The 12544-nt window shown below is 69.4% G+C and carries 18 protein-coding genes and 2 tRNA genes; 11 read left to right on the forward strand and 9 right to left on the reverse strand.

Annotation, left to right across the window (positions count from 1 at the left end; translation table 11 throughout):
• Positions 1 to 54: 54 nt before the first annotated feature.
• Positions 55 to 1137: a mechanosensitive ion channel family protein gene (locus tag ACHFGS_RS06580; RefSeq protein ID WP_394279675.1), complete on the forward strand. Its 1083-nt coding sequence runs from the start codon at positions 55 to 57 to the stop codon at positions 1135 to 1137.
• Positions 1134 to 1583, forward strand: a complete 450-nt coding sequence (locus ACHFGS_RS06585) for a globin (protein WP_394279676.1) — start codon at positions 1134 to 1136, stop codon at positions 1581 to 1583. The genes ACHFGS_RS06580 and ACHFGS_RS06585 overlap by 4 nt, the downstream gene beginning before the upstream one ends.
• A gap of 12 nt (positions 1584 to 1595) precedes the next feature.
• Here the strand turns inward: ACHFGS_RS06585 and ACHFGS_RS06590 are convergent, their stop codons facing one another.
• On the reverse strand, positions 1596 to 2267 hold the full coding sequence (locus ACHFGS_RS06590; protein WP_394289294.1) for a hypothetical protein: 672 nt from the start codon (positions 2265 to 2267) through the stop codon (positions 1596 to 1598).
• Between the two features lie 28 nt (positions 2268 to 2295).
• Here ACHFGS_RS06590 and ACHFGS_RS06595 point away from each other — a divergent pair, with 28 nt between their 5' ends.
• Positions 2296 to 3186, forward strand: a complete 891-nt coding sequence (locus ACHFGS_RS06595) for an acyl-CoA thioesterase (protein WP_394278189.1) — start codon at positions 2296 to 2298, stop codon at positions 3184 to 3186.
• A 25-nt stretch (positions 3187 to 3211) separates the two neighbouring features.
• On the opposite strand, the gene ACHFGS_RS06600 is transcribed toward ACHFGS_RS06595, so the two are convergent.
• The 5 genes from ACHFGS_RS06600 to msrA all read right to left on the reverse strand — a co-directional run bounded on the left by ACHFGS_RS06600 (position 3212) and on the right by msrA (position 7258).
• Entirely contained in the window at positions 3212 to 3691 is a 480-nt protein-coding gene (locus ACHFGS_RS06600) for an acyl-CoA thioesterase (protein ID WP_394278188.1), read from the reverse strand.
• A complete protein-coding gene (gene ettA / locus ACHFGS_RS06605; protein ID WP_394289295.1) occupies positions 3684 to 5363 on the reverse strand; it encodes an energy-dependent translational throttle protein EttA in 1680 nt (559 codons plus the stop codon). The genes ACHFGS_RS06600 and ettA overlap by 8 nt, the downstream gene beginning before the upstream one ends.
• A gap of 149 nt (positions 5364 to 5512) precedes the next feature.
• Positions 5513 to 6031 (reverse strand): DUF6993 domain-containing protein, encoded by a 519-nt coding sequence (locus ACHFGS_RS06610; RefSeq protein ID WP_394280135.1) that lies wholly within the window; start codon positions 6029 to 6031, stop codon positions 5513 to 5515.
• Positions 6032 to 6116: 85 nt separating this feature from the next.
• Positions 6117 to 6578, reverse strand: a complete 462-nt coding sequence (locus ACHFGS_RS06615) for a single-stranded DNA-binding protein (RefSeq protein WP_394280136.1) — start codon at positions 6576 to 6578, stop codon at positions 6117 to 6119.
• Positions 6579 to 6733: 155 nt separating this feature from the next.
• A complete protein-coding gene (gene msrA / locus ACHFGS_RS06620; protein WP_394280137.1) occupies positions 6734 to 7258 on the reverse strand; it encodes a peptide-methionine (S)-S-oxide reductase MsrA in 525 nt (174 codons plus the stop codon).
• Positions 7259 to 7394: 136 nt separating this feature from the next.
• On the opposite strand from msrA, the gene ACHFGS_RS06625 reads away from it, so the two are divergent.
• The 8 genes from ACHFGS_RS06625 (at position 7395) to ACHFGS_RS06660 (ending at position 10316) form a co-directional block, all read left to right on the forward strand.
• A complete protein-coding gene (locus ACHFGS_RS06625) occupies positions 7395 to 7619 on the forward strand; it encodes a hypothetical protein (protein WP_394280138.1) in 225 nt (74 codons plus the stop codon).
• 64 nt (positions 7620 to 7683) lie between these two features.
• Positions 7684 to 8313, forward strand: coding sequence for a YitT family protein (locus ACHFGS_RS06630; RefSeq protein WP_394280139.1), 630 nt, complete (start codon positions 7684 to 7686; stop codon positions 8311 to 8313).
• Positions 8314 to 8354: 41 nt separating this feature from the next.
• A tRNA-Arg gene (locus ACHFGS_RS06635) sits at positions 8355 to 8427 on the forward strand.
• Between the two features lie 48 nt (positions 8428 to 8475).
• Positions 8476 to 9093, forward strand: coding sequence for an oligoribonuclease (gene orn, locus ACHFGS_RS06640; RefSeq protein WP_394280140.1), 618 nt, complete (start codon positions 8476 to 8478; stop codon positions 9091 to 9093).
• A 34-nt stretch (positions 9094 to 9127) separates the two neighbouring features.
• A tRNA-His gene (locus tag ACHFGS_RS06645) sits at positions 9128 to 9203 on the forward strand.
• Positions 9204 to 9232: 29 nt separating this feature from the next.
• Positions 9233 to 9583 (forward strand): metallopeptidase family protein, encoded by a 351-nt coding sequence (locus ACHFGS_RS06650; protein WP_394280141.1) that lies wholly within the window; start codon positions 9233 to 9235, stop codon positions 9581 to 9583.
• Entirely contained in the window at positions 9583 to 9873 is a 291-nt protein-coding gene (gene clpS, locus ACHFGS_RS06655; protein ID WP_394280142.1) for an ATP-dependent Clp protease adapter ClpS, read from the forward strand. Before ACHFGS_RS06650 ends, clpS begins: the two co-directional genes overlap by 1 nt.
• Entirely contained in the window at positions 9870 to 10316 is a 447-nt protein-coding gene (locus tag ACHFGS_RS06660) for a DUF2017 family protein (RefSeq protein ID WP_394280143.1), read from the forward strand. The genes clpS and ACHFGS_RS06660 overlap by 4 nt, the downstream gene beginning before the upstream one ends.
• A gap of 1 nt (position 10317) precedes the next feature.
• On the opposite strand, the gene ACHFGS_RS06665 is transcribed toward ACHFGS_RS06660, so the two are convergent.
• Genes ACHFGS_RS06665 through ACHFGS_RS06675 form a run of 3 tightly spaced genes read right to left on the reverse strand, consistent with a single transcriptional unit; the run spans position 10318 to position 12499 of the window.
• Positions 10318 to 10896: a hypothetical protein gene (locus ACHFGS_RS06665; protein WP_394280144.1), complete on the reverse strand. Its 579-nt coding sequence runs from the start codon at positions 10894 to 10896 to the stop codon at positions 10318 to 10320.
• Positions 10880 to 11200, reverse strand: coding sequence for a hypothetical protein (locus tag ACHFGS_RS06670; protein ID WP_394280145.1), 321 nt, complete (start codon positions 11198 to 11200; stop codon positions 10880 to 10882). Before ACHFGS_RS06670 ends, ACHFGS_RS06665 begins: the two co-directional genes overlap by 17 nt.
• Before the next feature lie 42 nt (positions 11201 to 11242).
• Entirely contained in the window at positions 11243 to 12499 is a 1257-nt protein-coding gene (locus tag ACHFGS_RS06675; protein ID WP_394278359.1) for a DNA polymerase IV, read from the reverse strand.
• Positions 12500 to 12544: the final 45 nt, after the last annotated feature.

Here is a 12544-nt window from a genome sequence, read left to right on the forward strand (position 1 = left end):
GCCCCTGCTCCGTCCCCCGGCCGGTGAACAGGGTCGCTCGGTAGGATCGAAGGGATGACCGCACGCACCTCGACCACCGAGCACGCCATCGACTGGGCGGGCCTGCCGGACCAGTTCGTCACGTGGCTGATCGCCGCCGGCTGGAACATCGCCGCCGTCGCCGCGACGGTCTTCGGGGCGCTGCTGCTGTCCTGGCTGATGCGACGGCTCATCACGCGCGTCGTCGACCGGATCGTCCGGGGAGCGAAATCCCGCGCGGCGGCAGACGACACCCGCGCGATCGACATGTCCCCCCTCGCTCGCGTGCGGGTGGTGCAGCGCACGCGGACGCTCGGATCGATCCTGACCAACATCGTCAACGTGGCGATCGGCATCGTCGCGGTGCTGCTGGTGGTGTTCATCCTGAACAGGGATGTCCTGGCATCCTTCACCCTGCTGTCAGCCGCGATCGGCGCCGGACTCGGCTTCGGCGCCCAGAACATCGTGAAGGACGTCCTCAACGGCATCTTCATCGTCGCCGAAGACCAGATCGGCATCGGCGACGTCGTCGACCTCGGCCTCGCGACCGGCATCGTCGAGTACGTGAGCGTGCGCGTCACCCACGTACGCGATGTGAACGGGACGCTGTGGTTCGTCCGCAACGGTGAGATCACCCGGATCGGGAACATGTCGCAGGGCTGGTCGCGGGTCATCATCGACCTCGGGGTCACCCCGGATGCCGACCTCCCCGCCGTGGAGCAGGCGATGCTCACGGCGGCGGAAGACCTCGTCCACGAGAAGAAGTGGCGCACGCGCATCATCGACAAGCCTGAGATCTGGGGCCTCGAGTCCGTCACCGGCGACGCCGTCATCACCCGACTCGTGGTGAAGACCCGCCCCGGTGCGAAGGACGACGTCGCGCGGGCGCTGAAGGTCCGGGTGAAGGACGCCGTCGACGCCCTCGGCGTCGAGATCCCCCAGCTCGGCTCGGCCGTCCTCACCGGCGTCGACGCCGCGCAGAGCATCCTCGGCGCCAATCCGCCCAAGACCAAGCCGCAGCCCGTGGCCACTCCCTCCGAACCCGCGCCCCGGTTCACGTGGCGCGCCAAGAAGGGATCGGCGCGCTCCACCGGCGAAGAAGGAGCCCACCCGTCATGACCGAGCCGCTCTCCTTCTACGACGAAGTCGGCGGCAGGCCCGTCTTCCAGCGCCTCGTGGACGCCTTCTATCGGGGCGTCGCCACCGACGAGGTCCTGAAGCCGATGTACCCGGAAGAGGACCTCGGTCCCGCCGCCGACCGCTTGCTGCTGTTCCTGGAGCAGTACTGGGGCGGCCCCACGACGTACAGCGAGACGCGCGGTCACCCGCGTCTGCGGATGCGGCACATGCCCTTCCACGTCAACCCCGACGCCCGGGACCGCTGGCTGGCGCACATGCGGGCGGCCGTCGACGAGCTCGGTCTGTCGCCGCTTCACGAAGCCACGCTCTGGGACTACCTGCAACGGGCCGCGCACGCGATGGTCAACACCTTCGAGCCGACGGGGATCGGCCCCGGGCGCCCGTCCGGAGCGCCGTCGCTGCCGGTGCACCCGAAGGTCGACTGACGAAGCTCGCCGTCAGCGGTCGCCGGTCTGTCGGACGGTGGTGAGCCCGGTCGGGTTGCCGGCGCGGACGAGCACCTGCCCGCGGATCATCGACAGCCGTGTCCACGTTCCGATCCTGAAGACGCGGGCCACCTCAGCCGAGCCGCCTGCGAGGAACCCCAGCGCGTCCGCCGCGAACGCCGCGCCGGACGCGATTCCTCCCAGCTCCGGCGACGGCGCGCCCCAGACGGCGGCGCGGATGCTGCGCACGATGTCCTCCCCCGCAGATGCGGGAAGCGCATCCGCGACCGCAGCGATGCCGGTGCGCGCGACGTCGCTCAGCTGGGCGGAGGTCACACTCCCCCCGGGCACCCAGCCGGCGCGGGGCGGCGAGATCCCCGCCCACGCCGCCGACACGCCGCTGTCGGGGAGCCGGACGCCGGCGCCCTCTCCCGCCGTCAGAGCTCCGGCATCCACCACCAGGTCGCAGACGAGCTCGGGGTCGCAGCCGACGAAGCGCATCGCGAGGATCGTCGGCGCATCGTCACCGAAGCCCCGCGCGGACAGCGGTGCCGCCGAGAGCGCAAGGGTGCCGGATGCCGCCCGGAGCCGCACGGCCGGATCGGAGAGCCGCGCCGCGCGGCGCGCGAACGTGAGGACGTCGGCGACCGCGCTCGGGTCCTGGAGAACGAGCTGCTGGGCCATCCGACCTAAACTACCAAGGAGCGTGTGCGTGACCGCTCGGAGTGGAGCGGACGTGACCCAGGCGAGCCCGGTCGAAGACCTGCTGTCGGTGCTGAACCTGGCTTCGAGCGACGCGCGCACGACGGAGGACATCTTCACCGGGGTGTCGCAGTCGATGCCCACCGGCCGCGTGTTCGGAGGTCAGGTGCTCGCGCAGGCGATCGTCGCCGCGGAGCGCACCGTCGAGGAGGGCCGTGTGGCGCACTCGATGCACGGCTACTTCCTGCGTCCGGGGGATTCCGCGCGCGGCATGACCTTCTCGGTGGACCGCATCCACGACGGCCGTTCCTTCTCGACCCGCCGCACCCAGGCGTTCCAGGACGGTATGCCGATCTTCTCGATGATCGCCTCGTTCGAGACGCATGACGAGGGTCTCGAACACGCCCAGGCGATGCCGTCCGTCCCCTCCCCCGACGAGCTCCCCCATGAAAGCGACCTCGACGCGATCCAGCCGATGAGCAAGCGCCATTTCTCGCGGAGTCCGGTGGAGATCCGCCACGTGGGATCGCCCATCTACATGCGCGTCGAGGGTGAGCACGTTCCGCATCAGGCGGTCTGGCTCCGCACGCGAGGTGAGATCCCCGACGACCCGCGTCTGCATCGCGCCGCTCTCGCATACATAAGCGACCTGACCATCCAGGAGTCGGTTCTGCGGGCGCATGGTGTCGCCTGGGGAACGCCGGGGCTGAAAGTGGCGAGCCTCGATCACGCGATGTGGTGGCATCGCCCGGCCCGGGTCGACGAGTGGCTGCTCTACGTCCAGGAATCGCCGAGCGCCCGAGGCGGCCGAGGGCTCGCGACGGGACGCATCTTCGCGCAGGACGGCTCGCTCGTCGCGAGCGTGGCCCAGGAGATCATGGTTCGGGTCCCCGCGAGCTGACTCCTCGCCGCCCGTCGGACGCGCGTCAGCGGCGCCCGAGCGGCGGGAGCGGGTCGCCGAGATACGGCTCCCACGCAGCCCGCGTCTCCGGCGACAGTCGGATGGGTCTTCCCGTCGCGGCATCCACCTGGACGATCACGGTGGAGGCCCGCGCGTACAGCACGACGGGGTCGGTGCCCACCGGTGAGAACACCTCGTAGTTCACCTCGGCACTCGATCCGCCGATCTTGCCGAACCACATCTGGATGTCGATCGGATCGCGCTGATACGGCACCGGCGCGAGGTATTCGATCTCCTGGCGAGCGATCAGCGTCAGCTGCGCCGCGCCATGACTGGCATCGATGACGGCCGTCGGGACGGCACGCTCCGTCGCCCCCGGGAGCCAAAAGGCGCGCACCCGTGCTTCTTCGAGGAGCTTCAGCATGGACGCGTTGTTGACGTGGTTGTATGCGTCGAGATCGCCCCACCGCAGATGGATGGGGACCCGGATGCGGGCGTCAGTCACGGGTGAGCTTGCGGTAGGTCGACTTTGCGGGGTTCGCGGCGTCGGCACCGAGGCGCTCGATCTTGTTCGCCTCGTAAGCCTCGAAGTTACCCTCGAACCAGTACCACTGGTCGGGCTTGTCCGCGGTGCCCTCGTACGCGAGGATGTGCGTCGCGATGCGGTCGAGGAACCACCGGTCGTGCGTGATGACCACGGCGCAGCCCGGGAACTCGAGCAGTGCGTTCTCGAGCGAGCTCAGCGTCTCGACGTCCAGGTCGTTCGTGGGCTCGTCGAGGAGCAGCAGGTTGCCGCCCTCCTTGAGAGTCAGCGCGAGGTTCAGACGGTTGCGCTCACCACCGGAGAGCACCCCCGCCTTCTTCTGCTGATCCGGCCCCTTGAAGCCGAACTTCGACACGTAGGCACGCGAGGGAATCTCGGTCTTGCCGACCGTGATGATGTCGAGGCCGTCGGAGACGACCTCCCACAGCGTCTTGTTCGGGTCGATGTTCGCGCGGGACTGGTCGACGTAGCTGATCTTGACCGTCTCACCGATCTTGAGGTCACCGCCGTCGAGAGGCTCGAGGCCGACGATCGTCTTGAACAGCGTCGTCTTGCCGACACCGTTGGGTCCGATCACGCCGACGATGCCGTTCGGCGGCAGGCTGAAGCTGAGCCCGTCGATCAGCGAGCGGCCGTCGAAGCCCTTCTGCAGCTTCTTGGCCTCGATGACGACGTTCCCGAGGCGCGGCCCCGGCGGGATGGTGATCTCCTCGAAGTCGAGCTTGCGCGTCCGCTCCGCCTCCGCAGCCATCTCCTCGTAGCGCGCGAGTCGGGCCTTGGACTTGGTCTGCCGACCCTTCGCGCTGGAGCGAACCCACTCGAGCTCGTCCTTCAGACGCTTGGCGAGCTTCGCGTCCTTCTTGCCCTGGACGTCGAGGCGCTCGGCCTTCTTCTCGAGGTAGGTCGAGTAGTTGCCCTCGTAGCCGATGAGGCGGCCGCGGTCGACCTCGGCGATCCACTCCGCGACGTTGTCGAGGAAGTACCGGTCGTGGGTGATCGCGATGACGGCGCCCTTGTACGCCTGCAGGTGCTGCTCGAGCCAGAGCACGCTCTCGGCGTCGAGGTGGTTGGTGGGCTCGTCGTGCAGCTGCAGGTCGGGCTTCTGCAGCAGGAGCTTGGCGAGCGCCACGCGGCGCTTCTCACCACCGGACAGCGGCGCAATGGAGGCATCCGCCGGCGGGGTGCGCAGCGCGTCCATCGCCTGCGAGAGCTGGGAGTCGAGGTCCCAGCCGTCGGCGGCGTCGATCTCCTCCTGAAGGGTGCCCATCTCGGCCAGCAGCGCGTCGAAGTCGGCGTCCGGGTCCGCCATCAGGGCGGAGATCTCGTTGAAGCGGTCGAGTTTGGGCTTGATCGCGACGCCGTCCTGGATGTTCTCCAGCACCGTCTTGGATTCGTCGAGCTCCGGCTCCTGCATGAGAATGCCGACGGTGAAGCCGGGCGAAAGCTTCGCCTCGCCGTTGGAGGGGGTGTCGAGCCCCGCCATGATTTTCAGGATCGTCGACTTACCGGCACCGTTCGGGCCGACCATGCCGATCTTCGCTCCCGGCAGGAAGGCCATCGTGACGTCGTCGAGGATGAGCTTCTCGCCGACGGCCTTGCGGGCTCGGACCATGGAGTAGATGTATTCGGCCACAGGGGCACACCACCTTCGATCGGGGTTGGTCTCCCGCACGGAGCGGGGGGCTCGCCGGAGTCCGAGAGGGCTCGGGCGGAGCAGGAAGTCTGCGTCAAGCCTAGCAACGCGATCCGTGCGCGGGAGTCGGTGGCCCCCGGCGCGGCGACTCACCAGTCGATCGGGCGGGTCTCCCCCACGAGGCACGCGCCGGTGGGCAATTCCGGCATCTCCTGCGTCACCGCGGTGCGCACAGACGGCCCCACCTGTCCGACGAGGCATCCGCCGTCGACGCGGACGGAGAACTGGATGCTGTCGGCGGGATCGTCGACCGAGGTGCGGTCGAACGTGACCTCCATGTCCGCCTTGGCGAACCCTGCGTCGACGAGGGCATCGATGTAATCGCGCCCCGCGACCGACTTCGAAGAGGACCACACCCGCTCGACGACCGCCGTGAACTCCTCGAAACCGGGATCCTGAGCCGGGTCCGGCGTCGCGGCGGCACCCGACGGCGTCCCCGAGGGACTCGGGGCAGCTGCGGAGGGCGCAGGCGCGGAGGATGCCGCAGCAGAGGGCGTTTGGGCGGAGTCCACTCCCTCGACCGCGCAACCGCTCAGGACCGAGACGAGCGCGATGGCCGTCGCGGCGATGAGCGTACGGGGGGCTCGGAGAGGGAGGGGTCGACGCACGCCGAGAGTCTAGGGCGTGCGGGTGGGGAGTGCGCTGACTGCCCCTGAGCCCGGCGGCAGTCAGCGGGCGCTTCCAACGCGCCGCTCAGAACGGCGTATCGGCGGGTTCGGCCGCCCACGCCGCCGCCCGGTCCTCGCCGGGCTGACTCGTCGGTTCCGCATCAGCGGATGCCGGGCCCGCCTGCCGCGCACTCTGACGCGCGGTGAACGCCGTCGTCCCGAACTTGAGCTCGGGTCCGATCGCAGACGCCACGATCTCGGCGGACGTGCCGGCCTTGTCACCGCTCTCCCACCGCCGGATGGTGAGACCTCCCGTGACGATGACGCGCTGCCCGCGGCGGATCGAGGCGAGCACGTTCTCGCCGAGCCCGCGGAATGCGGAGACGTCGTACCAGCTCGTCGTGCCGTCCACCCACTCCCCTGACTTCGTGTCGAGGCGGCGGTCCTGGCTCGCCACGCGCAGTGACGCGACGACGGAACCGTCTGCGAGCCGGCGCATCTCCGGGTCGGCGCCGACGTTGCCGACGATCGTGATCTGGTCCTTCATGGTCTTCTCCTCTCGGTGCGGCCCGGGAGGCCCCGGCGTCCGCGTGCCCGGCGGGCGCCGGGGCACAGCCAGGATCGTCGCCGAGGCAGTCCGCAGACGCAGATCGCCCCCGCACCGTGGAGACGGGCGGGGGCGATCGGGCTGTGGAGGAGGCGTCAGGCGCGCGCGTACTCCGCGAAACGTGCCCGCACCTTGTTGACCTTCGGGACCGCCACCGCGAGGCAGTAGCCCTGCCCGGGGTTCTTGGTGAAGAAGTCCTGGTGGTAGTCCTCTGCGACGTAGAACTCATCCAGCGGCTCGGTGGTGGTCACGAGGCCGCCACCCCACCACTCGGAGGCGCGCTCCTGAGCGCGGGCGAATTCCTCGCGCTGCTCGTCGTCGGCGGGGAACATCGCCGAGCGGTACTGCGTGCCGATGTCGTTGCCCTGCCGGTTCAGCTGGCGCGGGTCGTGCATCGTGAAGAACGCGTCGAGGATGACATCCGACGGGATGACCTCGGGATCGAACGTCACCCGGACCGCCTCAGCGTGCCCCGTCGTTCCCGTGCACACCAGCTCATACGACGGGGAGGGCACCGTCCCGCCGATGTAGCCGGATTCCACGGACGTGACACCGTCCAGGGCGCGGTACGCGGCATCCAGACACCAGAAGCAGCCGCCTGCCAGCACATAGGTCTTCATCGTGCATCTCCTCCTTCAAGGGTCGTCGTCGTGCCCAACGCGGTCGGCGTGCGGGATGTTCCCGCGGCCGCGATGTCGGAGGTCCGCCCTACCGTGGGCGTGGCCACGACAGGAGGGAGGTGGGACGGTGATCGAGATGACGGCGCCGCTCCCGGCACGACTTCGAGGATACGACCTGCAACCGGTGCGAGAGGGCGTGTGGCGCGTGGGAGAGCGCGGGCACGTGATCGGACACCTCTTCGAGGCGCACGACGGGCGCGTGCATGCGCGGCGCTTCCACACCGCGAGTCGCGCTTTCGTGGAGCTGGGCGGGTTCTGCCGTATCGAAGATGCGGTCGCCGCGCTGCACGACTCCCGCTGAACCCGCAGGAGGATTCCGGGCTGAGCTGCAGAGGCAAGGCGAACCATAGGGTGGAATGGAACCCATGACCGCACGACTGCTCCGACTGTTCCTCGGCCTCGCGCTCTTCGGCGTCGGGTGCGCCGTGCTCGTGCAGGCGGGCATCGGTCTCGACCCGTGGACGGTGCTGGCCGAGGGCATCTCGCTTCGCACGGGTCTGGGCATCGGGTGGGTCGTGGTCGTGCTGGGCGCCGTCGTCCTCCTGCTGTGGATCCCACTCCGGCAGCGGCCGGGGTTCGGCACGATCGCGAACATCCTCGTGGTGGGCACCGTCATGCAGGGCGCCCTCGCGGTGATCCCGCCGGTCGAGCGGTTCGTCACCGGTGTGGCGGGTTTCCTCGTCGGGGTCGTGGTGTTCCTCGTGGGGATCGCGCTCGTCGCCGTGGCATCCGCGATGTACATCGGTACGGGGTTCGGGCCAGGTCCTCGAGACGGCCTGATGACGGGGCTCAACCAGCGCTTCGGCTGGCCGATCTGGCTGAGCCGGACCTTCGTGGAGGGCTCCGTGCTGCTGGCGGGCTGGCTCCTCGGCGGTACCGTGGGGCTCGGCACGGTGCTCTTCGCCGCGCTCGTGGGCCCGGGCGTGCACGCGGCCATGTCCCTCGGACGCCGCGCGGCGGAGAGCCTCACGGCGCGGGCCACGGTCGCCCGCTGACCCGATCCCGACGGTCGGGGTAATCTGGGCGGAGTCCTTTCCCCTCCATAGCTCAGTGGACAGAGCGAGCGGTTTCTACCCGCCAGGTCGGGGGTTCGAATCCTCCTGGAGGGACGCGCGACGCCGAGGCACCGGTCTCGGGTCAATCGGGAGGAGCCCACAGTGGCAGCGGAGAACGATCGGCTGGTCTGGATCGACTGCGAGATGACCGGGCTCGACCTGAGCGTCGACGAGATCGTCGAGGTCGCGGTCGTCATCACCGACTTCGAGCTGAACACGGTAGACCCCGGCTTCCAGATCGTGGTCAAGCCCGACGATTCCGCCCTTCAGCACATGAACGACTTCGTCACCAAGATGCACGAGTCGTCGGGCCTGCTCGAAGAGATCCCGCACGGCGTGAGCATCGCCGACGCGGAGTTCCAGGTGCTCGAGTACATCCAGCGCTTCGTGCCCGAGGGCAAGGCGCCGCTGGCCGGCAACACCATCGGCACCGACCGGATGTTCCTCGCGCGTTACATGCCGCGCGTCGACCGCTGGCTCCACTACCGCAACGTCGACGTCTCCAGCGTCAAGGAGCTCGCCCGCCGCTGGTACCCCCGGGCGTACTTCAACGCGCCCGCGAAGGACGGCGGGCACCGTGCCCTCGCCGACATCCGCGAGAGCATCCGTGAACTCGCGTACTACCGCGAGACGGTGTTCGTCGCCGCCCCCGGGCCGACGAGCGACGACGCGCGCAGCGCCGCCGCCGCCACGGTGTCCGCTTTCGCCCCCGGCGTGTAATACACTTGTGGGGTTGCCCGGAAACGGGCACATGGTGGGTATAGCTCAGTTGGTAGAGCACCTGGTTGTGGTCCAGGGGGTCGCGGGTTCAAGTCCCGTTACTCACCCCAGTTTTTCGCTCCCCTCGCGAGGCGTGATCATGATGGAGATGGATGCCACGGCATTCGAGGATCTGGTCGCGGACGAGCTCGACGCGTTGCCCGACGAGATGATCGCGGGCCTCGACAACGTCGTGTTCGTCGTCGAGGACCGCCCCGAGGATGGCAGCCTGGATCTGCTGGGGCTCTACGACGGACTCGCCCTCACCGAACGGGACCGTTACGGCGTCGGGGAGCTCCCCGACCGCATCATCGTGTACCGGGAGCCTCATCTCGACGCCTGCGATGACGTCGACGCGCTCAAGGACGAGATCCACACGACGCTCGTGCACGAGATCGCCCACTTCTACGGCATCGACGATCGGCGTCTCCACGAACTGGGCTGGGCGTGATGACCACCGCACTCCCCCTCGAGGACCTCGCTGAGGAGCTCACCGTCTCGACCTCCGGCCCCTGGCAGACGGTGGTGTGGAATGACCCGGTGAACCTGATGAGCTACGTCGTCCACGTCTTCCGGGAGTACTTCGGGCACCCTCCCGAGACGGCTCAGCGACTCATGCTGGCCGTCCACCACGACGGACACGCGGCCGTCGCCGAAGGTGGTCGCGAGCAGATGGAGCTCCACGTGCAGGCCATGCACGATTACGGATTGTGGGCGACGCTCCGGGAAGCCGGCGCATGACCCGCGTCCTGTCCGTCGCACTCGCGCCCGCGGAGATCACCCACTTGACCAACCTGCTGAAGCAATTCGAGGAACTGCTGGCGGCCGACCCGGGCGCCGACCCGGCGCTCGGGCGGCTCGCTCCCGACGCGTACCCCGACGACCCGGAGGCCTCCGCGGAGTTCCGTCGCCTCACGCGATCCGACCTGTTCGACCGGCGCCGAGCGTATGCCGCGGCGATGCGCGCCAGCCTCGACGGCGCAGCAGACGGCGTGGCGGTGCTCGACGCGAGTGATTTCCAGGCGTGGATGAAGACGCTCGCGGCGCTGCGCCTCGTGATCGCCGATCGACTGGGCATCGCCGACGAGGAGGATCTTCGCGGGGACGATCCGCGGTTCGACGTCTACGAGTGGCTCGGCTACCGCCTGGACACGCTCGTGACGCAATGGGACGCGACCGCCTGAGTCAGACGCTCTCCAGGACGATGTCCGCGAGCTCTCGCGGACGGTGCACACGCAGATGCGCGTCCTCCTGCGCGGCCCAGCGCTCCCAGTGCGGACGATAGGAGTCTCCGTCCCGCGCGAACGCACGCGCACGCCGTTCCGCTTCGGGCGCGTCCATCCACACACGTACGTCCGCCAGTGCAGCCGTATCTTGGGTGAGTGCCCCCGCGCCTTCCACGACGAGGGCGCCGGCCACCGGGCGAATCTGAGGGCTGCCCGGGTTGCTCGCGGCCCAGTCCCAGGCGGTCCACGTCAGCGGCATCCCGGCGCGTGCGTCTCGGAGCATCTCCACGAGCCGCTGCGACGCGGCATCCAGCCCATCCCACCCCGGGTAGATCTCATCGAGGCTCAGCAGCGTCGGGGAGGCGCCCGCCCATGCCTCGACGACCTCCTGGGCGAGTGTCGTCTTGCCGGCGCCGGAGCGACCGTCGATCAGGACGATGACCGGGCCGTCAGAAGGTTCCACGGCGCGCGCTGCGGAGACGATGCGCCCCGCTGCGACGAGCTGCTGCGGAGAGGACCCGTCAGCGCTTGAGTGCACGGATGATGCGGCTGAGCGCACGCCCCGCGACCCAGACGAACGGGATCCCGACGGCGACCAGCGACACGAGGTTCGGCTCGAACCGGAGGTCATCGCCCTTGCGGACGTAGGCGCCCACCGGGATGGCGGTTCCACCGCCACCACCGCCTGTGCCGCCGCTGGGGTCCTCGCCGGCGCCGAAGCCCGACCAGGTCAGGGCGACCGGGATGAGACGGATGCCGTCGACGTCCTGCTGCTCGCCGTAGACCGCGTTCGCACCGAGGCTGGCGAACTGCTTACCGAGTTCGAGAGGGAGATTGGCCATGCCCCCACGCTAGACCCTCCGCCGCCGCGCCGCGCGGGGAGATCACTCCGGAGCAGGCCGGGGATTGGTCGGCAGGGCGTTCACGTCCCGCCGGGGGCCGAGGGTGCTGGCGCGGGTGACCGCACCGCGCCCGAAGCGGGTGCGGGCGTCGTCGAGCGCGGTATCGATCCGCCGCCAGTCCTCATCGTCGTCCCAGAGCGCCATCCCCCCGCCGCCTCCGCCGACGAGCTTCTCGGCACGGACGCCGATGAGTCGGACGGGCTGAGTGAGCTCGAGCTTGCTGAACAGCTCGATGGCGACGTCCCCGATCCGCTGGCCGACGTTGGTGGGCTCGGGGAGGCTCATCGAGCGGGTGAGGGTGGTGAAGTCGGTGTAGCGGAGCTTCAGCGAGACCGTGCGGGTCTCCCAGCCGCCGTCACGCAGCCGTGCTGCTACCCGGTCGGCCAGCCGACGCAGCTCGCTGCGGAGCGTCCCGGTGTCGGCGATGTCCTCGAGGAACGTCTCCTCGTGACCGACTGACTTCTCCACGTGCGCGGTCTGCACGGAGCGGGGGTCGTTCCCGCGGGCGAGCTGTGCGACGCGCGATCCCATCGCCGGCCCGAGGGCCCGGTCGAGCACGGGCTGCGGGGTCGCAAGCAGATCCGACACCAGGCGGATGCCGCGGCTCTCGAGCGCTTCCACCGCTTTGGGTCCCACGCCCCAGAGCGCTCCCACCGGCAGCCGCGCGAGGAACGCCGCGGTGTCCGGCTCGCTGACGATGAGGAGGCCGTCGGGCTTGGACAGCGTCGACGCGATCTTGGCGACGTGTTTGGTGGCGGCGACGCCGACGCTGCAGGTGAGGCCGGTCTCCTCCTGCACGCGTCGCCTGACCATGCGGGCAATCGCACCGGGAGTCCCCCACAGCCGTCTCGCCCCGCCCACGTCGAGGAAGGCCTCGTCGATCGAGAGCGGCTCGACCAGCGGGGTGATGTCCCGGAATATCGCCATCACCTGCGCCGACAGCGCGGAGTACCGGTGGAACCGCGGCATCACGACGATCGCCTGGGGGCAGAGCTGCAGCGCACGGCCGACCGACATGGCCGAGCGCACCCCGAATCGCCGTGCCTCGTAGGACGCGCTGGAGACCACTCCTCGGCCTTCCATGCCGCCCACGATGAGAGGTTTGCCCGCGAGGGACGGATCGTCGAGCACTTCCACCGACGGGTAGAAGGCGTCCATGTCGACGTGCAGGATGCGGGTGCCGGTGTCATCGGCATCCGGCCCCGACACGATGCGCCCCGATCCGTCACCCCTTCCCATGCGTCCATTCTCCTCGCACCTGCCGACACCGAGACCGCGAGAGGG

This window comes from Microbacterium sp., assembly GCF_043427715.1.
Classification (GTDB): Bacteria; Actinomycetota; Actinomycetes; order Actinomycetales; family Microbacteriaceae; genus Microbacterium.